The 22,881-nt window shown below is 60.6% G+C and carries 22 protein-coding genes; 10 read left to right on the top strand and 12 right to left on the bottom strand.

The window, feature by feature from the left end; all coding sequences use genetic code 11:
• The first annotated feature begins 43 nt into the window (after positions 1–43).
• From HBO23_RS03405 to HBO23_RS03390, 4 genes are read left to right on the top strand one after another with little or no spacing between them, the layout of a single operon-like run.
• The gene (locus tag HBO23_RS03405) at positions 44–352 is read left to right on the top strand and encodes a DUF2282 domain-containing protein (protein WP_017137207.1); all 309 of its coding nucleotides are present in this window, start codon (positions 44–46) and stop codon (positions 350–352) included.
• Positions 353–375: 23 nt separating this feature from the next.
• On the top strand, positions 376–1,263 hold the full coding sequence (locus tag HBO23_RS03400; protein WP_170036496.1) for a DUF692 domain-containing protein: 888 nt from the start codon (positions 376–378) through the stop codon (positions 1,261–1,263).
• Positions 1,260–2,036 carry a DNA-binding domain-containing protein gene (locus HBO23_RS03395; RefSeq protein WP_170036494.1) on the top strand — a complete coding sequence of 259 codons (777 nt, stop codon included), beginning with the start codon at positions 1,260–1,262 and terminating at the stop codon, positions 2,034–2,036. The genes HBO23_RS03400 and HBO23_RS03395 overlap by 4 nt, the downstream gene beginning before the upstream one ends.
• The gene (locus tag HBO23_RS03390) at positions 2,033–2,518 is read left to right on the top strand and encodes a DoxX family protein (RefSeq protein WP_017137204.1); all 486 of its coding nucleotides are present in this window, start codon (positions 2,033–2,035) and stop codon (positions 2,516–2,518) included. Before HBO23_RS03395 ends, HBO23_RS03390 begins: the two co-directional genes overlap by 4 nt.
• Here the strand turns inward: HBO23_RS03390 and HBO23_RS03385 are convergent.
• Positions 2,509–3,423, bottom strand: coding sequence for a LysR family transcriptional regulator (locus HBO23_RS03385; RefSeq protein WP_017137203.1), 915 nt, complete (start codon positions 3,421–3,423; stop codon positions 2,509–2,511). The genes HBO23_RS03390 and HBO23_RS03385 overlap by 10 nt on opposite strands.
• Before the next feature lie 104 nt (positions 3,424–3,527).
• On the opposite strand from HBO23_RS03385, the gene HBO23_RS03380 reads away from it, so the two are divergent.
• Positions 3,528–4,127, top strand: coding sequence for a short chain dehydrogenase (locus HBO23_RS03380; protein ID WP_099548580.1), 600 nt, complete (start codon positions 3,528–3,530; stop codon positions 4,125–4,127).
• Here HBO23_RS03380 and HBO23_RS03375 read toward each other — a convergent pair.
• The gene (locus HBO23_RS03375) at positions 4,112–4,492 is read right to left on the bottom strand and encodes a hypothetical protein (RefSeq protein WP_170036492.1); all 381 of its coding nucleotides are present in this window, start codon (positions 4,490–4,492) and stop codon (positions 4,112–4,114) included. The two genes, HBO23_RS03380 and HBO23_RS03375, sit on opposite strands and share 16 nt — an antisense overlap.
• A gap of 182 nt (positions 4,493–4,674) precedes the next feature.
• On the opposite strand from HBO23_RS03375, the gene HBO23_RS03370 reads away from it, so the two are divergent.
• Together HBO23_RS03370 and HBO23_RS03365 are read left to right on the top strand one after the other, a co-directional pair.
• Positions 4,675–5,346 carry a hypothetical protein gene (locus HBO23_RS03370; RefSeq protein WP_099548579.1) on the top strand — a complete coding sequence of 224 codons (672 nt, stop codon included), beginning with the start codon at positions 4,675–4,677 and terminating at the stop codon, positions 5,344–5,346.
• Positions 5,347–5,452: 106 nt separating this feature from the next.
• The gene (locus tag HBO23_RS03365; RefSeq protein WP_017137201.1) at positions 5,453–7,066 is read left to right on the top strand and encodes an NAD(P)/FAD-dependent oxidoreductase; all 1,614 of its coding nucleotides are present in this window, start codon (positions 5,453–5,455) and stop codon (positions 7,064–7,066) included.
• A gap of 135 nt (positions 7,067–7,201) precedes the next feature.
• On the opposite strand, the gene HBO23_RS03360 is transcribed toward HBO23_RS03365, so the two are convergent.
• On the bottom strand, positions 7,202–8,296 hold the full coding sequence (locus HBO23_RS03360; protein WP_017137200.1) for a PLP-dependent cysteine synthase family protein: 1,095 nt from the start codon (positions 8,294–8,296) through the stop codon (positions 7,202–7,204).
• A gap of 215 nt (positions 8,297–8,511) precedes the next feature.
• On the opposite strand from HBO23_RS03360, the gene nhaA reads away from it, so the two are divergent.
• Together nhaA and HBO23_RS03350 are read left to right on the top strand one after the other, a co-directional pair.
• Positions 8,512–9,687 carry a Na+/H+ antiporter NhaA gene (gene nhaA / locus HBO23_RS03355; RefSeq protein WP_017137199.1) on the top strand — a complete coding sequence of 392 codons (1,176 nt, stop codon included), beginning with the start codon at positions 8,512–8,514 and terminating at the stop codon, positions 9,685–9,687.
• Between the two features lie 196 nt (positions 9,688–9,883).
• Positions 9,884–11,506 carry a methyl-accepting chemotaxis protein gene (locus HBO23_RS03350; RefSeq protein ID WP_169985418.1) on the top strand — a complete coding sequence of 541 codons (1,623 nt, stop codon included), beginning with the start codon at positions 9,884–9,886 and terminating at the stop codon, positions 11,504–11,506.
• 282 nt (positions 11,507–11,788) lie between these two features.
• On the opposite strand, the gene HBO23_RS03345 is transcribed toward HBO23_RS03350, so the two are convergent.
• The 6 genes from HBO23_RS03345 to dinG all read right to left on the bottom strand — a co-directional run bounded on the left by HBO23_RS03345 (position 11,789) and on the right by dinG (position 20,275).
• A complete protein-coding gene (locus HBO23_RS03345) occupies positions 11,789–12,253 on the bottom strand; it encodes a glycine zipper 2TM domain-containing protein (RefSeq protein WP_017137197.1) in 465 nt (154 codons plus the stop codon).
• 262 nt (positions 12,254–12,515) lie between these two features.
• Positions 12,516–13,163 carry a pyridoxamine 5'-phosphate oxidase gene (gene pdxH / locus HBO23_RS03340; RefSeq protein WP_099548576.1) on the bottom strand — a complete coding sequence of 216 codons (648 nt, stop codon included), beginning with the start codon at positions 13,161–13,163 and terminating at the stop codon, positions 12,516–12,518.
• A 27-nt stretch (positions 13,164–13,190) separates the two neighbouring features.
• Complete coding sequence (locus HBO23_RS03335) at positions 13,191–14,348, bottom strand: OmpA family protein (RefSeq protein WP_170036490.1); 1,158 nt, start codon at positions 14,346–14,348, stop codon at positions 13,191–13,193.
• A 143-nt stretch (positions 14,349–14,491) separates the two neighbouring features.
• Entirely contained in the window at positions 14,492–15,637 is a 1,146-nt protein-coding gene (locus HBO23_RS03330; protein ID WP_017137194.1) for an EstA family serine hydrolase, read from the bottom strand.
• Between the two features lie 82 nt (positions 15,638–15,719).
• Positions 15,720–18,017, bottom strand: coding sequence for a beta-galactosidase (locus HBO23_RS03325; RefSeq protein WP_170036488.1), 2,298 nt, complete (start codon positions 18,015–18,017; stop codon positions 15,720–15,722).
• 113 nt (positions 18,018–18,130) lie between these two features.
• The gene (gene dinG, locus HBO23_RS03320) at positions 18,131–20,275 is read right to left on the bottom strand and encodes an ATP-dependent DNA helicase DinG (protein WP_170036486.1); all 2,145 of its coding nucleotides are present in this window, start codon (positions 20,273–20,275) and stop codon (positions 18,131–18,133) included.
• Positions 20,276–20,374: 99 nt separating this feature from the next.
• Between dinG and HBO23_RS03315 the strand changes: the two genes are divergently transcribed.
• Positions 20,375–20,839 (top strand): CopD family protein, encoded by a 465-nt coding sequence (locus tag HBO23_RS03315; protein WP_017137191.1) that lies wholly within the window; start codon positions 20,375–20,377, stop codon positions 20,837–20,839.
• A gap of 106 nt (positions 20,840–20,945) precedes the next feature.
• On the opposite strand, the gene HBO23_RS03310 is transcribed toward HBO23_RS03315, so the two are convergent.
• The 3 genes from HBO23_RS03310 to HBO23_RS03300 all read right to left on the bottom strand — a co-directional run bounded on the left by HBO23_RS03310 (position 20,946) and on the right by HBO23_RS03300 (position 22,818).
• Positions 20,946–21,704 (bottom strand): collagen-like protein, encoded by a 759-nt coding sequence (locus HBO23_RS03310; protein WP_138453675.1) that lies wholly within the window; start codon positions 21,702–21,704, stop codon positions 20,946–20,948.
• Positions 21,697–21,990, bottom strand: a complete 294-nt coding sequence (locus tag HBO23_RS03305) for a DUF1145 domain-containing protein (RefSeq protein ID WP_170036484.1) — start codon at positions 21,988–21,990, stop codon at positions 21,697–21,699. The genes HBO23_RS03310 and HBO23_RS03305 overlap by 8 nt, the downstream gene beginning before the upstream one ends.
• 132 nt (positions 21,991–22,122) lie before the next feature.
• Positions 22,123–22,818, bottom strand: coding sequence for an OmpA family protein (locus tag HBO23_RS03300; RefSeq protein ID WP_017137188.1), 696 nt, complete (start codon positions 22,816–22,818; stop codon positions 22,123–22,125).
• Between the last annotated feature and the right edge of the window lie 63 nt (positions 22,819–22,881).

The following is a 22,881-nucleotide window of genomic DNA, read 5'->3' as shown; positions in this document are numbered from 1 at the left end:
GCAAAAACGCTTCCTTACCCAACCTCACTGCTGGAGTTACACCATGACTACTAAATCCCGTTCGCTGTCCGCCGCTACCCTCGTTCTGGCCCTGGGTTCGGCCCTGAGCTTTTCCGCCCTGACCAACATGGCCCACGCTGACGAAGCGAAAATGGACAAGTGCTTTGGTGTCGCCGAAGCCGGCAAGAACGATTGCGCTGCAGGCGCCGGTACTACCTGCGCCGGTACCTCGAAAGTCAAAGACCAGGCCAACGCCTGGAAACTGGTCCCAGCCGGCACTTGCGCAAAGACCCCAAGCGCCACCTCGCCGACCGGTTTCGGCCAGGAAGCAGCCTTCACCGCCAAGTCCTGAAACCCTGCAAAACCTGAGTACTGATGATGACGCTTTTACCCCAGCACACGGTCTCACCGGCTCAGGTGCCCGGCCTCCCTTACCGGGCCGGGCTGGGGCTGAAGAACGAGCACTTTCTTGAAGTGCTCGAGACCTCGCCCGATATCGGTTTTTTTGAAGTTCACGCCGAAAACTACATGGTCGCCGGCGGCCCGTTTCATCACTACCTGGGTTTGATACGCGAACAGTACCCACTGTCATTGCATGGCGTGGGTCTGTCCATCGGCGGCGAAGGCCCGCTTAATCGTGAGCACCTGGCACGGTTGGCCACGCTGATCGAACGCTATCAACCCCACTCTTTCTCTGAACACCTGGCCTGGTCCAGCCACGGCCCGGTGTTCCTCAATGACTTGCTGCCGCTTGCCTACGACGCCGCGACCCTGGACCGGGTGTGCGAGCACATCGATCAGGTACAAAGCACCCTCAAGCGGCCGATGCTGCTGGAGAACCCCTCGACGTACCTGCAGTTCCAACGCTCGACTCTGGACGAGACGGACTTCATCAGCGAGATCATCCGGCGCACCGGTTGCGGGCTGTTGCTGGACGTCAACAACGTCTATGTGTCGTGCATCAATCATCAGCGCGATCCACTGGCCTACATCGATGCGCTACCGCTGAAGGCCGTCGGTGAGATTCATCTGGCCGGCTTTGCCGAAGACACCGACAGCCTGGGCGACCGCCTGCTGATCGATGACCATGGCGCGCCCATCGATAACGCGGTGTGGCAGCTCTATGAACAGGTGCTCAAGTACACCGGCCCGGTGGCCACGCTGATCGAGCGGGACAACCAGGTGCCCGCCTTCAGCGTGTTACACGCCGAAGCCCAACACGCCGACTGGCATCTGTCACAGGCGAAGGTATTGAAGCTATGAGCGATCAAGCTGCATTTGCCGGCGCCTTGCTCGACGCCGATCAGGCCTGCCCCGACGGATTGTTCAGCAACAACGGCGCCGACCCGGCCAGCCGTTTCGCGGTGTATCGAAACAATGTCCACAGCTCGCTGATCAACGCGCTCGCCGCCGCTTATCCGGTAACGCTGCAATTGGTTGGCGATGAATTTTTTCGCGCGATGGCCAGCCTGTACGTGCAAGCCAGCCCGCCCGACAGCCCGTTGATCAGCGATTACGGCAGCACGTTTGCCGCGTTCATCCAGGCGTTCGAACCGGCTGCGAGCGTGCCTTACCTGGCGGACGTCGCACGCCTGGAACGCCTGCGGGTGCGTGCTTATCACGCCGCGGACCGCCAGCCACTGAATCAGCAGGCCATCCTTGAACAACTGCAAGGGCCGACCGACCTGGGGCAGCTAAGCCTGCACCTGCATCCGTCCCTGGCCACCTTGAATTCACCCTACGCCGTGGTTGCGGTATGGGCCGCGCACCAGACCGAAGGCACCATTGCCACCTTGAACCCTTGGTACGCCCAAAGTGCACTGGTGTTACGCCAGGGCTTGGCGGTCAAGGTCTTCGCCATCGACAGCGGTTCGGTGGCGTTTATCAACAGCCTTGACCAGGGATCAGGCCTGGAAATGGCGGTAGAGCACGCGCTTGAAGCATCAGCCGAATTCGACCTCAACCATTGCCTGACACTGCTGATCAGCCACGACGCCATCATTCATTTGCACACAGAACAAAAGGAATCGCCATGAACACTTCCCCTACTTGCCTGGTAAAACGGACCATCGCGCTGTTCGAAAAAATCCCCTACAGCCTGATCGCATTTCTCGCACGGTTTTCCATTGCGGCGGTGTTCTGGAAGTCCGGCCAGACCAAAGTCGAAGGCTTTGCGATTGATATCATCAACGGCACCTTCCAATTGGGCGAACCCAAGCTTGCCGCTTCAACCCTGCCGCTGTTTCGCAGCGAGTACCACGTGCCCTTGCTGTCACCGGAAGTGGCCGCGCACATGGCAGCATTTGCCGAACACTTTTTCCCGGTACTGATCCTGGTGGGCTTTGCCACGCGCTTCTCGGCCCTGGCGCTGATCGGCATGACCTTGACCATTCAACTGTTCGTCTACCCCGAGGCCTACCCCACCCATGGCACCTGGATCGCGTTACTGCTGCTGTTGGTGGCCAAAGGCCCAGGTTGCCTGTCGATTGATCACCTGATCGCGCGCCGTTACCGCTGAAGGCGATCCAGGGTTTCGCCGCTGCGTCTGAACCAGTCCACCAAGTAGTCGGCCAACACTTGGGTTCGGCGCGGCAGGCCACCTTGATAAGGATGAACCAGGTACATCGGCATGCTGCGCGTTTGATAATCACGCAGCAGCCAGCGCAAGCGCCCGTCGGCCAGTTCTGCCGGTAACACGTAGGACGGCAGGCGGGCGATGCCGGCGCCCACCAAGGCGGCTTTTTTCAACAGGTTGTAGTGGTTGGAAGCGAAGGTACCGCTGACCCGCACCCGCAGCAGTTCATGTTGCTGGTGGTACAACCACTCCTCACGCCCGCTGTAATGGCTGTTGAGCAGACAGGTGTGCGCGGCCAGATCCGCAGGCGTCAGCGGTTCGCCATGCTGCGCAAGGTAGGCCGGGCTGGCGCAGGTCATTTCATGCCAGGCCAACAGTGGCTTGGCCACCAGCCGCTCGTTATCCATCGCCCCCATGCGCACGCCCAAATCGAAGCCATCACGCGCCAGGTCGCGGTAGCTGTTGTTCAGTTCCAGCTCGATCTGAACCTGCGGGTATTGCTGGGTGAACTCCAGCAACAAGCCATCGAAGAAGGTTTCCCCCAGCGACACCGGAACCGTCATACGCACTGGGCCAGCCAGATCGTCCTTGAGCCGCGCCAACGCCTGACGGGCGCGCTCCACCTGGTCCACCAGCGCCTGAGCCTGGGGCAACAACGCCGCACCGGCGGCGGTCAGGCTGAGCTTGCGAGTGGTACGGTGCAATAACACCACCGAAAACTGCGCTTCCAATTGGCTGATGCGCTTGGACAATTGGCCCTTGCTGCAGCCCAATTGCTCCGCCGCCAGGGTAAAACTGCCCGCCTCGATCAGCACGGCAAAGGCCGCCAGGTCATCCATTTCGCTCATAGATTGTTTCCAATTGAAAACCAAAGGTTGCCTATTAGCGCGTTTATCCACTTAAAAAGCCATCCTAGACTGAAACCTCACTTAATCCCCGGAGGAACAGCACGATGAAAATCCTATTGATTGGTGCCAGCGGCACGGTCGGCTCAGCGGTCAAGGCGGAACTGGCGCAGCGTCACGAGGTGATCAGCATCGGCCGCAGCGGCGGCGACTTCCAGGTGGATATCAGCGACAGCGCATCGATCCGCAAACTGTTTGAGCAGACCGGCAAGTTCGACGCGTTGGTCTGCGCGGCAGGCAGTGTGAATTTTGTGGCACTGGGTGAGATGAGCGAAGCCGACTTTGAACTGGGCCTGCGGGACAAGCTGATGGGCCAGGTCAACCTGCTGCTGATCGGCCGCGACTACGCTAACGACGGTGCCTCGTTCACCTTTACCAGCGGCATTCTGAACCGCGATCCGATCCGCACCGGCGCTTCTGCCGCATTGGTCAACGGCGCATTGGATGCCTTCGTCAAGGCGGCGGCGATCGAATTGCCGCGCGGCTTGCGCATCAACTCGGTGAGCCCGACCGTCTTGCTCGAAGCCATGGGCAGCTACGCGCCGTACTTCCGCGGCTACAAACCGGCTCCGGGTGCCGATGTAGCACTGGCCTACGCGAAAAGTGTCGAAGGCTTACAGACTGGTCAGACCTACATCGTGGGTTGAGTGGCGCTTGCCTCACGCGAGAACTGAGACATCCACTCGATCACCAGTGCGCGCGGGGCAACAAAACTGAACTGCCCACCCAGCTCACTTTGAACCATGGCGGTACTGAGCTGATAGCCGTCGACATAAAGTGTCAGGTGCTTCTTGTAGGCAAGCAACGTAAGGGATTTCGCTCTTGCCTTCGCCTCAGGAGTTAACGTGACATTCACCTCAACGTAGGCCGGATCAGGGTTTTCGGCCTTTTTCAGCGTCACCGAGATGTCGGTGAAATCACTGGCTGACGAGAGGACGAACCGGATGGGCTCGTCTGACAAGGCAGCGCCTGCCCAGAGCAAAAGAACGCAAATACTCCATTTGATACTCATCACGGCCCCCTACCAAAAACGCCGACACTCTCACGGCTCTCCAATCTTCACTATAGGAAACATCCCTATTAGTAACGCCTGCGCTGCCATCGTCCAGGGAACAGATTATTCAAACTGTGTCCCGAGCTTGTGATGCGGCGCCACCCTGCGTAACGTGGCGGCACTAGTTTGGAGACCCAATAATGCGCGCCGCCCGTACCCTTGCTCTGTTTGCCCTGCTGCCCCTCTTCACCGCTTGCCAGATGTTCGAGAGCGAGCCGGCCAAACCGTCTACCGTCGGGCTGACCCGCATGCAGGGTGAGCTCACGGCAGTGGGCGACAAACTGCTGTTCCAGCCGTGCGGCGACAAACGCAACTACGTGGTCAATGACACCGGCGGCACCAGCGTCTTGCAGGAAGCCGCGTCCCTGGCCGGCCAGCAAGGCGTGCTGTTTGCCGATTTACGCGGCAAGTTTTCCGGGGTGGCCAGCGGCACCCAGGGTTCGGTCGACCTGCAACAACTGTATCGTGTAGAACGCTCGACCTCGGCCTGTAACGACCCGGACTTCAAACGCATGATTCTGCGGGCCAATGGCCATAAACCGGCCTGGGCGATGAGCGTAACGGCCAAGGGCATGGTGCTGGAACGCGAGGGCCAGCCGCCACTGGCGGTGCCTTTTGTCGAAGAGCAACTGGGTGACGGCCGTTTCAACCTGATGACCGAAGCCAATAACCAGCACATCGAACTGTGGGTAGCCCCACAACGCTGCATCGATGCCGCCAGCGGGAGCTTGCAACACATGACCGCCGAGTTGCGGGTCAATGGCCAGGTCCAGCGCGGTTGTGCATCATTCGGCGGCTCGCGGGACGACTGATTCAGCCTTGGGCTGTTTTAACATGACGGGAATCAGCCTTTGGGGCTTATAATCGCCGGTTTGCAAAACAGCCGGCATCGAAGCCCGCCGCCCACCGGATCCTGTCATGTTACGAATCACCGAACTCAAGCTGCCCATCGACCATCCCGAAGAAGACCTGCGGCCTGCCATCGTGCAGCGCCTGGGCATCGCCAGTGATGACCTGCTCGACTTCACCCTGTTCAAACGCAGCTACGACGCGCGCAAGAAATCGTCGGAGCTGTGCTTCATCTACACCATCGATCTGAACGTAAAGGGCGAAGCCGCCCTGCTGCTCAAGTTCGCCGATGACCGCAACATCAACCCGGCACCGGACGTCAGCTACAAAGTGGTGGGCCAGGCGCCGCGAGGCCTGGTTGAACGGCCGATCGTGGTGGGTTTCGGCCCCTGCGGCATTTTCGCCGGGCTGTTGCTTGCGCAGATGGGCTTCAAGCCGATCATCCTCGAACGCGGCAAGGAAGTGCGCCAGCGCACCAAAGACACTTGGGGCCTGTGGCGCAAAAGCGTGCTCAACCCCGAGTCCAATGTGCAATTTGGCGAAGGCGGTGCCGGGACCTTTTCCGACGGCAAACTCTACAGCCAGATCAAAGACCCGAAGTTCCACGGTCGCAAAGTGCTGCACGAGTTCGTCAAGGCCGGCGCGCCGGAAGAAATCCTCTACGTCAGCAAGCCGCACATTGGCACCTTCCGCCTGACCGGCGTGGTGGAAAACATGCGCGAGCAGATCATCGCTCTCGGTGGTGAAGTGCGTTTTGAGCAGCGCGTCACTGATGTGCTGATCGAAGATGGCCAGTTGAACGGCGTGGTCGTCGACGGCGGCGAGCAGATCCTCTCCAAGCACGTGATTCTGGCCCTGGGCCACAGCGCCCGCGACACCTTCCGTATGCTGCACGGCCGTGGCGTGTACATGGAGGCCAAACCATTCTCGGTGGGCTTCCGTATCGAACACCCGCAGTCACTGATCGACGCAGCGCGCCTGGGCAAATACGCCGGGCACCCGAAACTGGGCGCCGCCGACTACAAACTGGTACACCACGCCAAGAACGGCCGTTCGGTCTACAGCTTCTGCATGTGCCCGGGCGGCACCGTGGTGGCGGCGACTTCCGAGCCGAACCGCGTGGTCACCAATGGCATGAGCCAATATTCACGCAACGAGCGCAACGCCAACTCCGGCATCGTGGTCGGCATCACGCCTGAGGTGGATTACCCAGGCGGACCGCTGGCCGGTATCGAGTTGCAGGAGCGCCTGGAGTCTCACGCCTACATCCTCGGCGGCAGCAACTACGAGGCGCCGGCGCAGCTGGTGGGTGATTTCATCGCTGGTAAGCCGTCCACCGCCATTGGCAGTGTGGAACCGTCCTACAAGCCGGGGGTGGCCCTGGGCGACCTGGCGCTGGCATTGCCGGACTTCGCCATTGAGGCGATTCGTGAAGCGCTGCCGGCGTTCGAGAAACAGATCAAAGGTTACTCGCTGCACGATGCGGTACTGACCGGTATTGAGACCCGCACCTCGTCGCCACTGCGCATTACCCGTAACGAGTCGATGCAGAGCCTGAACGTAAAAGGTTTGTTCCCGGCCGGTGAAGGCGCAGGTTACGCCGGTGGCATCCTGTCGGCGGGTGTTGACGGAATTCGGATTGCCGAGGCGTTGGCGCGGGATATGCTGGGTATAGAAGCTTAAGCACTTCTTACAGCCAACCCGGATCAAATGTGGGAGCTGGCTTGCCTGCGATAACGGAGTGTCAGTCGCCGAATTTCTCGACTGAACCACCGCCATCGCAGGCAAGCCAGCTCCCACATTAGTTGATGGGGCGTGTCAGATATTGGCGCGCAGGACGCTGGCAGGCAACGGCTCACCCTTCTCTACACTGGCCGCAACGGCTGCAATCAAGCCGCCAAGCTCATACCCCTGCTCCGCCAACCAAGCCTGATCGTAGTATGTGTTCGCATACCGCTCGCCCCCATCACACAAGATCGCCACGATCGACCCCGACTCCCCCGCCGCTTTCATCTGCAGCGCCGCGACCAAAGCGCCGATCAGGTTAGTCCCGCTGGAACCACCCACCCGCCGCCCCAACCGCTCGGCCAGGTAATGCATGGCTGCCAATGACAGCGCATCCGGCACCTTGACCATCGCATCAATCACCTGGGGTAAAAACGAAGCCTCGACGCGTGGCCGGCCGATCCCTTCGATGCGTGAACCGCACTCCAGACGCAAACTGGCATCGCCCGTCTGGTAGTAGTCAAAAAACACCGAACGCTCGGCATCGGCACACAGCACGCGGGTGCAATGCTGGCGATAACGCACGTAGCGGCCCAGGGTCGCCGTGGTGCCACCGGTGCCGGGGCTGGAAATCAACCAGCTCGGCTCCGGGTAATGCTCAAAACGCATCTGCTGGAAAATCGACTCAGCGATGTTGTTGTTTGCCCGCCAGTCCGTCGCGCGCTCGGCGTAGGTGAACTGGTCCATGAAGTGACCGCCACTTTCCTTCGCCAAACGTTCGGACTCGGCGTAGATCTGCGTCGGATCCTTTACCAGATGGCTCTTGCCACCATAGAAGGCAATCTGGTCGATCTTCGCCTGGGACGTGGTGGCCGGCATCACCGCGATAAACGGCAGGTCAAGCAAACGCGCAAAGTACGCCTCCGACACCGCAGTAGACCCACTGGACGCTTCGATCACCGGCGCACCCGGCTTGAGCCAGCCATTACACAGCGCATAAAGGAACAGCGAACGCGCCAGCCGATGCTTGAGGCTGCCAGTGGGGTGGCTGGACTCGTCCTTGAAGTACAACTCGATACCCGGCAGCCCCGGCAATGGAAGAGGGATGAGGTGCGTGTCGGCGCTGCGCTGGAAGTCCGCTTCGATGACACGGATGGCTTCGCGAGCCCAGGTACGGTGGTCGTTCATGAGGTGAGTCTCTAAGGGTTTCAGTCCCGATTTTAGGGGCTTTCCTACACGCCACACAGATACAGTGACGACTCAATTAGACACACAATTGCTAAGCTTTGACGCAAGACCAATCCTGACCCTCTCTTATAACAAATAAGAATATAACTTTTGTTTTAACAACTAACAGTACGGGTTAGGGTACCCACCTATTGAACCTTATTGGAGAGCATCCCTTGCCTCTGCGTAACACTTTCACCCGTTTCTTCCAGCTGGAGGCCGCCAGCGGTCTGTTATTGATCGCCGCTGCCGCTTTGGCGCTGATCATCAATAACTCACCACTATCCCACCTCTACGGCGCCTTCCTCGATACGCCGGTGGTGGCGCAGGTTGGCGCGCTGAAAATCGCCAAGCCAGCGCTGCTGTGGATCAACGATGGCCTGATGGCGCTGTTCTTCCTCCTGATCGGTCTGGAGGTCAAACGCGAGTTGCTCGACGGCCACCTGTCCAAGCCATCGCAAGTGGTACTGCCGGGGGCGGCCGCGATTGGCGGCATGGTGGTGCCGGCTTTGATCTATTGGGCACTGAACAAGGACAACCCCGCCGCACTTGCCGGCTGGGCAATCCCGATGGCCACCGATATCGCTTTTGCACTCGGCGTCCTGGCCCTGCTCGGCAAGCGTGTACCGGTGTCACTGAAGCTGTTCCTGATGACCCTGGCCATCATTGATGACCTGGGCGCTATCATCGTCATCGCGGTGTTCTACTCCGCCGAACTGTCGAATGCAGCCTTGGCGGGCGCGGCCACGTGCCTGGTCGCCTTGATCGCGATGAACCGCCTGGGCGTGGTCAAGCTCGGCCCGTATATGATCATCGGCCTGATCCTGTGGGTCTGCGTGCTTAAGAGTGGCGTGCACGCCACCCTGGCCGGGGTAACCTTGGCGTTCTGCATTCCACTGCGCACCAAAAATGCCGAACCCTCGCCACTGCTGACTCTGGAGCACGCCCTGCACCCTTGGGTGGCCTACGCTATCCTGCCGTTGTTCGCCTTCGCCAACGCTGGCGTGTCGCTGACCGGGGTTACCCTGGACAGCTTCACTCACCACGTGCCCATGGGCATCGCTGCCGGCCTGCTGATCGGCAAGACCATCGGCGTGTTCGGCCTCACTTGGCTGGCCATCAAGACCGGAATCGCCACCCTGCCCAGCGGCGCCAATTGGGGCCAAGTGCTGGGAGTGGCCATCTTGTGCGGCATCGGCTTCACCATGAGCCTGTTTGTCGGCTCCCTGGCGTTTGTGCCGGGCGCCAGTGAGTTCGCGGGTGAGGATCGAATGGGCATCCTCACCGGGTCGATCCTGGCAGCCTGTATTGGCTACGCGGTCACAGCGCTGGCGAGTCGCAAGAAAGCCTGAACACTCTGAACGCCCCACAAAAAACCCCAACCGGTTACCCGGTTGGGGTTTTTCTTTTGGCGAAGATGACACTTTCGCGTAACGCCTAAAGACTTTGTCTCGGCCGCCGACTAAGGATTGTGGCGATCCGCCTGCCCCGTCTGGGGCACCCGCCTGACACAGCTCTTCAACGCGTTCCCAGCCCGAGCGAAAACCCATGTTCCTGAGAAATATAAGAATCGCAGCCAGAGCCTTCATCGGCTTCGCTGCTATTGCGTCGCTGAGTGTGTTTCTCGGCCTGTTCGCGCTCAAGCAGATCGGCGAAGTGCAATCCCAGGCTGCCGACATCCAAAACAACTGGATGCAGCGCGTGAGGATCCTCGCCCTTGCCAATGCCTCGCTGGATCGTTTTCGCTTGGGGGAAATGGCGCACATCCTGTCCGCCAGCGACGCCGATATGCAGACGTACGAAGACAAATCCGCGGGTCGCCTGAAGAGCGTCAAGGAGCAACTGGCTCAATATGCAGCGCTGCTGCGCACGCCGGAGGAAAAATCGCGCCTGGACGTGTTTAACCAGAGCCTGGAAGGGTACGCCAAGAACCACACCGAGATGCTCAAACGCTCGCGCTCAGGTGACAAGGCTGGCGCCCGTGACTTTCTCAACAGCATTCGAGAAAGCTATGAGCAGATGACCAAGAACTTCGATCAATTGATCGACCTCGCCAACAAGGGCGCAGAACTTGCCGGCCAGACTTCCGTGGCCGCGTACCAGCATGCCGTGGGCGGTATCGCCATCGTCATCGTGCTGGTAAGTGGCGGCACGGTGCTGGTGGCCTGGCTGCTGACCCGCAGCATCACCGGCCCCATCATTGAGGCGGTACGGGTGGCTGAAACCATCGCCAAGGGCGATCTCAGCCAGCCCATCAACCCGACCGGCAATGACGAAGCCACACGCCTGTTGCGGGCACAAGAGACCATGCGTAATAACCTGGTGCAGACACTGCGGCAAATAACCGGCTCGTCGAGCCAACTGGCGGCAGCGGCCGAGGAACTGAATGCCGTTACTGCCGAGGGCAGCCGCGACCTGCAGCAGCAACATGGCGAGATCGAGCAGGCCGCCACGGCCGTCACCGAGATGACCACGGCCATTGAAGAGGTCGCCCGGAATGCCGCCACCACCTCCGACCTGTCCCAGGCGTCGCGCAGCATCGCCTTGAAAGGCCAGCAACGTATGGTCGAGGCACTGAGTTCCATCCAGGCCCTGACCCGTGGTGTAGAGCTAAGCTCCAGCCAAGTGGGCGGCCTGGCCGAGCAGGCCAAAGGCATCGGCAAAGTGCTCGACGTTATCCGCACCATTGCCGAGCAAACCAATTTATTGGCACTGAACGCGGCCATCGAAGCGGCGCGGGCCGGTGATGCGGGCCGTGGTTTTGCCGTGGTCGCCGACGAAGTACGCGCCCTCGCCCATCGCACCGCGCAATCGACCCAGGAAATCGAACAGATGATTGGCAGCATCCAGACCAACACCGCCAGCACCGTCAACACCATGCTCGACAGCAGCACCATGACCCAGCAAACCATTGGCCTGGCCGAACTGGCGCAGCAAGCGCTGGCGGATATCCTTGCCGCCAATGACGAGATCAACAACCGCAATCTGGTGATTACCACGGCGGCGGCGGAGCAAGCTGACGTTGCCCGGGCGGTCGACCGCAACTTACTGAATATTCAACAGCTGTCGATTCAGTCCGCCGAAGGCTCGACTCAGACCACCGCCGCTTCGCAATCGCTTGCCAGCCTGGCGCATGAGTTGAATACGATGGTGAAGCACTTTCAGGTGTGAAGTGAGTGCGTGAATGCCTGCCCGGACACCGTACCTGTGGCGAGGGCGCTTGCTCCCGCTGGGTCGCGTAGCGGCCCCTGCTCTTTGCTTTAAAAGCATGGGACTGCTACGCAGTCCAACGGGAGCAAGCTCCCTCGCCACAGGCAAACTTAGACATGGCTTGCAATAAAAACCGCCCTACTAAAGCGGTTTTTTATCGCCTGCATTTTCTCAAAAAACCGCAGGCAATAAAAAACCCCAACCCGTCACCCGGTTGGGGTTTTGCGTTTCTACAACCAGCGCTTAGCGCGTTACACGGCTGGTGCCGTTAACCGTCATGATGCGCACGCGGTCGCCAATGCGGAAGATTTCGTTAGGGTCGACGGCCTGGACGTAGGCGCGCATGCTGCCGTCGTCTTCGCGAACGGTAACTTCAACACCCTGGGTGCGGGTCAGACCTTCTTCAGCGGCGGAACCCAGCAAGCCACCGGCAACCGCACCGATTACGCCAGTGACGATACTGCCACGGCCACCACCGATCGCGCTGCCGCCAACGCCGCCGACCACTGCACCGGCAACACTGCCGATTGGGGTCTTGGTGCCTTCGATTTTCACCGGCCGCAGGGATTCAATGGTGCCCATACGAACGGTCTGTACACGACGCGCCTCGTCACGGGAGTACGAGTCGCCGGTCAGACTCGAGGCGCAGCCACCCAACAGCAACGACAAGGTGGTAAAGCAGGCAACTAGTAAAACAGACTTACGCATAGCATCAACTCCAAAGGACAGGTATTCATTAGACGCCGCTGCTTGGCGCCTGTCACGGCAAGCACGCCAGAAAATTGCTTTCATTCAGCCTGAGTACAGACTGCCAGCACCAAAAAACTCGACGAACGGTAGCTCCCGCCCCGATCCAAAAATCACGTGGAAGCGCTCTTTATTGTAGTCACGCAATCAAAAACGCCGAAGCCTCTGTGTAGAGACTTCGGCGTGATGATCACCATTCAGATGGAATGACGAAAGGTGTAGCTCAGGGCGCCAGGCGCTCGCGCGTCCACTCGCCCGCTTGCAGGCGATAGTTCAGGCGGTCATGCAGGCGACTGGCGCGGCCTTGCCAGAACTCGATGCGCTCAGGCAACAAACGATAGCCACCCCAATGCTCGGGGCAGTCGGGTTGGGTATCGCTGAAACGCTGTTCGGTCTGCTTGAGCAGCTCCTGCAGCTCTTCACGGTCACGAATGACTTGGCTTTGCGGCGATGCCCAGGCGCCAAGACGGCTGCCCAAAGGCCGGACCTGATAATAGGCATCCGACTCTTCAGGCGTGACCTTGACCACCCGCCCTTCGATGCGCACCTGGCGCTCCAGGGAGGGCCAAAAGAAGGTCATGGCCGCAAACGGCCGCGCCGCGAGTTGTTCACCCTTGGCGCTCTGATAGTTAGTGAAGAAGGTAAAACCCTGTGCATCCAGGCCCTTGAGCAGCAGGATGCGACAGTGCGGGCGACCGTCCTGGTCGACCGTTGCCAGGGTCATGGCATTGGCCTCCACCGGTGGCTGCTCGGTTTTCACCGCATCGCCAAACCATTGGTGGAACAACGCAAACGGCTCGTCCGGGGCCTGGGCCTCGCTCAAACCGTCCCGTGTGTAGTCACGGCGCATATCGGCCAGTGCCTGGGTCATGCAGCTTTATCCTTCTGTTTCAACGGATCAGTTTTTCGCCTGGTCGTTCGCAGCCGGGGCGGCAGCCTTCGGTGCGGCTTTTTTCGCGGCAGGCTTGGCAGCGGCTTTTTTCGCAGCTGGCTTGGCGGCAGATTTCTTGGCCGGGGCTTTTTTCGCCGGAGCCGCTTTTTTCGCAGCCGGAGCCGGCACAGGGGCTGGCGCAGTTTGCACAGCGACCATGTCAGCGACCGGTGGTTTGCCCGAGTTGTACTTGCTCAGCAGCGCCAACATAGTTGTACGCTGAGTGAACATGATTTCCATGCGACGGTTCAGCGCACGCCCCTGATTGCTGTCGTTGGCGGCACGCGGCATCAGGTCGCCCATACCGCGCAGCATCAAGCGATCCTGCTTCAAGCCGCTGAGGCTGAAGATAGAGGCGATGGATTGCGCGCGTTCTTTGGTCAACGCCTGGCTGGCCGGGGCGGTACCTGTGGCATCAACGTGACCCAGGACCAGGACCGCGGTCTTGGGGTCAGCTTCAACAGCTTTGGCAACGCGTGTGAACGGGCCGAGTGTGACCGGCAGCAGCATTGCCGGGCGTTTCGGGTTGTAGGAGCCGTCCACCGGGGCAATCACGACCAATACGTTGTCACGACGTTCCAGTTGCAGGTTGCTGTCCTTGATGGCGGCGCGCAGACGCGGCTCATAATCATCCAGCCAGGCTTGGGTGATTTTCGGGTCGGGCATCTGCACGTTGGTCACATCAACCTTGGCCAGTGGCTTTGGCTTGCTTTCGAACGGCCACCACCATTTGGTTTCGGTGTCGGTCTTGGCGACGGCAGGCGCAGCATCCGGCGTGGAAGCAGGGGTTGCGGCCTTGAGGTCGGCTTTCAGGTCGGCCTTGGCATCCGCCGCTTTTTCGTCGGCGCTTTTGGCAGCGAACGGCCACCAGTTGAAGCCGGTGTCAGCCTTGGCTACCGGTGCAGGCGCTGGAGCAGCAGCGGCGGCCACAGGTTCGACAGGCTTGGCGCCGGCGGCAGGTTTGGCATCCGGCTTGGCGTCGGTTTGTGTCACGGCGTCCTTGGTAGCAGCCTTGTCAGATCCAAATGACCACCAGTGCCCACCTTCGGCATCACTTTGTGGTGTTTGTGCGCAGCCAGTAATAGTGAGGCACAGCGCCAGTGCCAAGGACTTGTTCGATAACATGAGGTATCCACAAAATGAGAAAAAAACGGGGGGCCTGGTTGACCCGTTAAACAGACGCTTAGAGAACAGTAAAGTTACACAATTTCGTTCAGCGCCTTCTTATACTTGCCTTTGTAACAAAAAAACGTGAAACAGCAAGCTCTTTACAGACAACCGGCCAATATTCCGACCAACTTCTGCGCACGCGGGTCCATAAGTACATAAGGGCCCAGTGTATTAGTCACAAAACCAAATGCTACATCGCGCTCAGGGTCGGCAAACCCCACCGAACCACCGGCGCCAGGGTGGCCAAACGCACGCGGGCCAAGGCCAAAGGTGGCATTGGGCAGTTGCGGTTGATCCAACATGCACCCCAAACCGAAACGGGTTTGAGTCAATAATGTTTTGTCTGGCCCGATACTGTGTTCGCGGGTCAATTGTTCGAGCATGTCGCTCTCAAGCAAACTACCGTCCAACAATCCGCTATAAAAACCTGCCAGGCTGCGCGCATTACCGTGACCATTTGCCGCTGGCTGCTGCATCCGCCGCCATTCGGGCTTATTAGTGCTGGTCAGAATAGACGGTGGGTTGGCAAATGCACGGGTGGTCATGGCATTAGGTTCGCGCATCATTACTTGAAGTAAACGTTGCGCGGCTTCATCGCCCATATTGCCTTTGCTGCGCGCTATATGCGCAACCCGATAAAACTCTTCGTCCGCCAAACCGACATGGAAGTCCAGGCCCAGGGGCCGCGCAACCCGCGCCACAATCGACTCGCCCGGCCCGCGCCCGTCGGCACGGCGCAGCAACTCGCCGACCAACCAGCCATAAGTGATGGCCTCGTAGCCATGCCCTTCGCCCGGCGTCCACCACGGGGCTTCGGCCGCCAGGGTGTCGACCATCAGTGGCCAGTCATACAGGGCTTCGGTCGGCAGCATCTGGCGAATCGCCGGCAGCCCGGCCTGGTGGCAGAGCAACTGGCGCAGCGTGATGGTTTCTTTACCCGCCGCGGCAAACTCGGGCCAGTAGTCGGCAACTGGCGCATCCAGTTTCAGCTTGCCTTCGGCAACCAGCTGCAGGGCCGTGACGGCAGTGAAGGTCTTGGTGCAGGAGAACAGGTTGACGATGGTGTCGCTGTGCCAGGCCTCGGCACCGTCCTTATCGGCGGTACCGGCCCACAGGTCGACGACGGTTTCGCCGCCGATCTGGATACAGAGCCCGGCACCACGCTCCTGCGGGTCATCGAACAACGCGGCAAAGGCTTCACGTACCGCTTCGAACTGGAGCTCGTAATGACCCTGAATCTGCACCTAAGCCGCCTTGGAAAACACCGTAAGAAGTGGCCGACATTGTTCCAGTCATTGCAGGTTTTGTGAACCCGTCAGTGATGAATCAATGGCCATTTCCAGAGTGTCCACCCGCATGCCCGGCGCCCTGCCCCGCGCCTTTGCCTTCTTGCCCGGACTTGCCGCCTTCGTTCTCGCGAACCTTGCTGGCCGCCTTGGCTTTTTCGGCTTCCTTGCCCAGTTGGTCGACCGCCGCCAGGTTGCTTTTACGCACACTCTCGACAAAGCCCTGGAACGGCACATCGGTGATGCCCACCAGCCCGAAGTGGCCGTTCTCACCATCCAGCAGACGCCCGGTGACCGGCTGGTCCAGGTACTGGAACCAATGCACGCCGACAATCGATGGCTCGGCCATGGCCTGCTTGAGGAAGTTGCTGTACGCCACGCCACGGTCTTCTTCACGGGCCAACTGTGTCACGCCGCCCCAGAACGGGCCACGGTCGGCCGAGCCGAAGTTGAACTCGGTGATCAGCACCGGCTTGTCCAGCGCGCGCAAGGCAGCAGAGTCATAACCGTCCTGCGGCTTCAGGGTGTACATGTTGAAACTCAGCACGTCGCAATACTGGGCGCAGGACGCCACGGCCTCGGGCGTGCTGACGGCATACCGACCACCCAGCAGCAACTGGTTGGGCGCGTGCCATTTCAACGAATCGGAGATGGTTTTGAAGTAGGCATCAGCGAAGGTCTTCTGGAAATATTTGAAGTCAGCTTCGATTTCCGGGTGCTCGGGGCTCGGCATCGGCGGCTCGAAGCCTGGGTCTTCCATCAGCTCCCAACCCGCCAGGTGGATGCCCCAGGCTTTCGACAGGCCTTCTTCGTTACGGTACTTGTCGCGCAGTTGTTTGAGGAATGCGCGTTTGGCCGGTACGTCGGTGGTCATGCGCAACGTGCCATAGGCCAAGGCGTAACGGGATTTTGGATCATCGCCGGGGCCGGCCCAGGCCAGCTCGTTGTCGGCAAAGTAGCCGATCAGCCACGGGTCATCACGGTGGTCGCGGGCGGCAATGGCCACGGCGCGTTCGGTGGCCATGGCAAAGCGCGGGTCGAACGGGTCGGGCATGCCGCCCCACCAGTCGGTGCCAGTGCTGATGCTGGCGTAGTCACCGACAATCGACAGCGGCAAGGTGTAGGGCACACGGTCGGCGCGGGCCAGGTCCTCATCACTCCAGTTGCCCACGGTGTTGAAGCCCCAGGCTTGCAGGCGGTCGAGGGTGTGGCTGACCCAGCGCTTCTGGTCGAAACCTTCGCCGCCATAAGTACGCTGCAAGTTGGCGCCGTAAAAATCGTACCAACGCCCGACATTGAAGCCGCGGCCCTGATCGGCACCGTTGCCGCCCCGGTTATCGCCACTGCCGTAGTACTTGTCGAACGGTTCGCCAGCCTTGGGCAGCGCGGCGAACATCCACTCGCGGCCGGCCACGTAGGTCTGGTTGTTGTCCGGTGCCACGGTGTTAACACCCAACGAATAGAACGGATGGCCTTGCGGCGTCACCAGGTACCAGCGGCCGTCACGCTTCTCGGTACGGAAAAAACCACTGGCGTCGAACGCCGGGCCTTTGTTCCAGCCACCGTATTGGTCCAGAGCGGATTTGTCACGCTCGGCCAGCCAGCCCTTGAGCTGTTGCTGCTCCTTGGCCGCTGCGGCTTTGAGTTGCTCGTCAGTGCTGACCTTTTCCGGCCAGCGCGCACGGGTGGACTGGCCATAAGCGTCCACCAGCTCACTGTAGACCGCCTTCAGCACCGGCTCGCTGTCCTGCACGCCAAAACGCTCAAGCAAAATGCTTTGGGCGGCGTTGGGCTTGAGCATCGACAAGGTGACCGAGGCCACTTGGCTGCGGTCGATCTCGCCAGCACTGGCGGCCAGCAATACACGCTGGCCGTCCAGGGTGATCGGCATGGGCGGGCCGGCCTTCATGCCCTGGCTCAGCGGCGAGTTGGCTTGCAACGGGATCAACAGGGTCTGGGCCGGGCCGGCCGGCAGGTCGATACGGCTGACCAGAGTCTTGCCGTCGACGCTCTGTACTTTGACATAGAGGGTCAACGCCCAGTCCATGGCGCTCTGGATACGCAGGCTCATGGCGCCGGATTGCGACCAGTCCCAGCTCCCGGCCTGCGGGCTGAGCACCAGGCTCGGTTCGGCCACCGGGTTGAAGGTGATGCGGCGCAACACCTCGCCTTCGGGGGTTTGTTCGGCGTTGTATTGCGGCAGGCTGGCGTCCTGAGTCGCCACCTTGACCACATCGGCAGGTCGGACGAAGTTGAACAGCGTTTGTTGCCCGGCAGGCGCGGCCATCAAGGGCGCAGCGAATAACAGGGCAAAAAGAGCAGGCAGCGTGCGAATCATACGAACAAGGTTCTCCCAATCGGCCGATAACTGGCCTGATGACATAAAGCGTGGCAGTGAGATAGACCACGAAGTGGGCGACTTCGCCCACAGCAGCTTAATAAATGAGTGGCTTAAGAAATTTCGCGCCTGAACGGCGGCAAGGCATTAAGGATAGCTTTGCCATAGCGCTGCGTGACCAAGCGGCGGTCGAGCAAGGTGATGGTGCCCCGGTCTTCCTCGGTACGCAGCAAGCGACCGCAGGCCTGGACCAGCTTCAAGGACGCATCCGGCACCGAGATTTCCATGAACGGGTTACCGCCCCGCGCCTCGATCCACTCGGCCAAGGCTGCCTCGACCGGGTCATCCGGTACCGAGAACGGGATCTTGGCAATCACCACGTGCTCGCAATAGGCGCCGGGCAAGTCCACGCCTTCGGCAAAACTGGCCAGGCCGAACAGCACGCTGGAATCGCCGCCATCAACCCGCGCCTTGTGTTTGTTGAGGGTTTCCTGCTTGGACAGGTTGCCCTGGATAAACACCTGTTTGCGCCAGTCACGGTCGAGGCCGTCAAACACGTCCTGCATCTGTTTACGTGACGAAAACAGTACCAGTGTGCCGCGCGAACCTTCGACCAGCTCCGGCAAGTCGCGGATGATCGCCGCCGTGTGCGCGGCCGCATCCCGTGGGTCGGCCTTGAGGTCCGGTACGCGCAGCACGCCAGCATCGGCATGGTGGAACGGGCTCGGCACCACGGCCGTCACTGCTTTTTTCGGCAGCCCGGCGCGCATGCGGAAACGGTCGAAAGTGCCCAGGGCCGTCAGCGTGGCCGAGGTCACCAGGCAGCCATAAGCCAAGTTCCACAGGTTGCGACGCAGCATTTCGGCGGCGAGGATGGGGCTGGCGTTAACCTCGATATCGAACAGCGCACCGCTTTCCGACAGGGTCAGCCAACGCGCCATCGGCGGGTTGTCTTCCGGGTCTTCGACGGTGAAGGCGGTCCACAGCTCCCAGTTGCCCTGGGAGCGTGACAACAGGCTGCCGAACAGTGGGTACCACTCCTCGGCCTGGTTGCTGGCGATGCCGATATTGACCTCGCCATCCATGCCTTCCTTGAGCAAGTCGGTGAGGCGCGTGAACAGGTCGGTGAGGCGTGAAAAGCCCTTCTTCAGCTCAATACCCATTTCGCGCATATGCTCGGGGATCAGCCCGCCGACAAAGCGGTGGCGCGGCCGCTCACGGCCCTCCACGTCTTCGCCGGGCTTGAAGTCGGCGACCTGTTCACAGGCGCTGAACATGAACTGCTGCTGAGTCTTGATCTCCCGCGCCAGCTCCGGCACTTGCTCGATCAACTTGCCCAAATCGCCGGGCAGCGGATGCTGGGCCAGCAGTTTGGTGAGGTTCTTGGCAGTGGTTTCCAGCCAGTCGGCCGTGGAACGCAGGCGCGTGTAATGGGCGAAGTGGCCAATTGCCTTGTCCGGCAGGTGGTGGCCTTCGTCGAATACGTAGAGGGTGTCGCGCGGGTCCGGCAACACCGCGCCGCCGCCCAGGGCCAGGTCGGCCAGTACCATGTCGTGGTTGGTGACGATCACGTCGACCTTGCCCATGCCTTCGCGGGCCTTGTAAAAGGCGCACTGGCCGAAGTTGGGGCAATGGCGGTTGGTGCACTGGCTGTGGTCGGTGGTCAGGCGTGCCCAGTCCGAATCTTCAAGAGCGGTGGGCCAGCTGTCGCGGTCGCCGTCCCATTTATTGCCGGCCAGCTTCTCGATCATGCTGGTAAACAGCTTCTGGCTGACTTCATCCACCTCGATCTTGAAGCCTTCTTCTTCGAACAAGGAGGCAGTGGCGGTTTGCGCATGGCCTTCCTGCAGCAACACGTCGAGCTTGGACAGGCACATGTAGCGCCCACGCCCCTTGGCCAGGGCGAAAGTGAAGTTCAGACCGCTGTTGCGCATCAGGTCGGGCAGGTCTTTGTAGACGATCTGCTCTTGCAGGGCGACAGTGGCGGTGGCGATCACCAGGCGCTTGCCGGCAGCCTTGGCGGTAGGGATCGCGGCCAGGCTGTAGGCCACGGTCTTGCCGGTGCCGGTGCCGGCCTCGACAGCCACAATCGCAGGGTCGCCACTGCGCCGCCCTTCGTCGTCGGTGTCGATATCCCCGAGGACCTTGGCCACTTCGGCGATCATCAGGCGTTGGCCGTAGCGCGGTTTCAAGCTCTTGGCTTCGAGAAAACGCGAATAGGCGCCCTGGATCGTGGTTTTGAGTTCAGTGCTGATCATGGATAGTCGGGCGCAAAAAACGCTGGATAAATTTTCAGTGGTTCGGATCGGCCGCTATCATACCCCGCTAATTAATCCCGCGCAGAACGGAGTACCACAATGACCGCGTTTAGCCTCGCTTACACCCTGCATGTATTGGCCGCCCTGGTTTGGGTCGGCGGTATGTTTTTCGCCTGGATGATCCTGCGTCCCGCCGCCATGGCGGCACTTGAAGGCCCTGCCCGGCTCAAGCTGTGGGCAAATGTGTTTCAGCGTTTTTTTGTGTGGGTCTGGGTCGCGGTGCTGATTTTGCCGATCAGCGGCATCGGCCTGTTGCAACTGCGCTTCAGTGGTTTTGAGACTGCGCCGCGCTATGTGCAGGTGATGATGGGTCTGTATCTGGTGATGACGGCGCTGTTTATCCGCATCCAGGCACTGAAGTTCCCGGAACTGCGCACAGCGGTGGCGGCTGAGGATTGGCCGGCGGGCGCGGCTGCGCTGGGGCAGATCCGCAAATTGGTAGGGATTAATTTAATAGTGGGGTTGGTGGTGGTGGCGATTGCTTCGGCGCGGCCGATGTTCTGAGGTTGTCTTTCAGGGCCTCATCGCGGGCAAGCCCGGCTCCCACATTTGGAACGCATTCCAACCTGTGGGAGCCGGGCTTGCCCGCGATGGCGTCAGCCCAAACGACTCACAACCGCTGAATGGTCACAGCACCCGCAGGCCCAGCCGGCCCCGGCTGGCCTTCCAGCCCTGGCCGGCCTTTATCGCCGCCATCGGCGCGGTACACCAGGCAGCCCTTGGACTGCCCGCCTTTGCCCGGCTTGCCCGCCGTACCGGCCAAACCACCCGGCCCGCCGTCGACCCACACTTTGATCTGCTCTGCCGGGAAGCTCTGTGGCAGCTCAACCCGCACAGTCGCCCCCGACGCGCCCGGCAGGCCGTCGCCGCCGTTATCGCCATTGGCACCACGCCCGGCGGAACCCCAGGTGCAGCCTGGGTCCACACCGTTGGCGCCATCGAGGCCGGCATAACCTTGGGCACCGGCGCCGCCACGCGCGTCCACCGACAGCTCTTCGGCGGTCAGCGCGTTAATGCGCAGCACCAGGTCACGCCCGGCCTTGGCCGGCTTTTCGTGGGTACCGGGGGCGCCGCGCGACGTGATCTGGCTGCCATGTTCCAGTTGCGCATTACGCACCTGCAATTGCAGCGCGGTATTGCCGGGGGCGATGGTGATACGCGCCTCGCGACCCAGGTGCAACTCATCCACGGTCACTTGGCTGATGGTCGCCGGCACCAGCAACGTGCCGTAGTCCGCCACATCCAGGCGCTCCAGTTGTAACACGCTGGTGCTGCTGGGCAGGCGCATCAGCGAGTTGGTTTCAACACTGACGCTCTGCGCCATAGCAATGGGGCTGACCAACAGGGCCAACAGAAAAACCTTACGCATGATTGGCCTCCTCCTTCGTTTCATTAACCGCAGCAGGCGCCGACAGGCCCCGCACATGGAACATCCCCACCAGCAGAATCTGCAAGCGGTCACGCCAAGGGTGGGCACGGTGTTTCAAGCTGCTGTTGAACAACAGCAATTCAAGCAGGTGGGTAAGCATCAACAGACTGCCGGCCAGGCTGACCAACAGGTGAAACGGATTCGTCAGCGGCCGGAACAGGTTGACCAGCACCACTACCCAGAACAACAACGTCAGAAACGTTCCCAGCCCCCAAAACACCTTCATCCCGCATGCCCCTGCCTATTATTCTTTGGGCGCACAGTACCGACTTCTGCAGGCGATTTGCCAGTGAAGGATGAAAAAACTTGCCAGGGCTCGCCGGCAATGCCCCTGCGGTGCCCGCAGGGGCAAGGGCTGTCAGCGGTTGATCTGGATTTCCACGCGACGGTTCAACGCACGCCCTTCAGCGGTTTTGTTGTCGGCCACTGGGTGGCTTTCGCCAGCACCGGTCACCGAGACAAAGTTGCTGCGAGGCACACCGGAGCTGACCAGGTAATCCGTCACCGAATGAGCGCGTTTTTCCGAGAGTTTCTGGTTGTAGGCATCTTTACCGACGCTGTCGGTATGCCCACTGACCCGCAGTTGCGCGCCTGGGGCTTCTTTTTTCAGGCGAGTGGCAATGATGTCGAGCTTGGTTTTGTCCGCTGCCGTCAACTTGGCCGAATCGAACTGGAAGTGCACATCGCGAATCACGATGGTTTCTTCCTTGACCACCACCACTTCCTCAACCACGGCGGCCGGCGGTGCGGGTGGGCAACCATTGGCATCGACCTGCACGCCTTTTGGCGTGCCAGGGCACTTGTCGCGGCTGTCCGGCACACCGTCACCATCTTCGTCGCCATCGCCATGCACCCAGCAATAGGCGCCGGCCATGCCGCCGATCAACAGCGCGCCTGCGCCCGCATAGGCTGAACTTTCAGTGGCGCCAATGGCAGCGCCCGTCACACCACCGACTGCTGCACAGGTGGGCCAATCGGTTTTTTGCAACCCTGCGCAACCTGTCAATACTCCGGTTAGCAGAACCAAGGGTAGAGCTGTCCGCATGATGCTCATGTGATTTCTCCTGAGGGGATCGGCGGGGGCCGACAGGTGGAGTAAAGACCGCTCTTTTCATCT

Origin of the sequence: Pseudomonas sp. WS 5532, assembly GCF_012985445.1 — a bacterium.
Taxonomy (GTDB): domain Bacteria; phylum Pseudomonadota; class Gammaproteobacteria; order Pseudomonadales; family Pseudomonadaceae; genus Aquipseudomonas; species Aquipseudomonas edaphica.
Note: the sequence above shows the minus strand (reverse complement) of the source record. Positions and strands in the feature narration are given on the sequence as shown.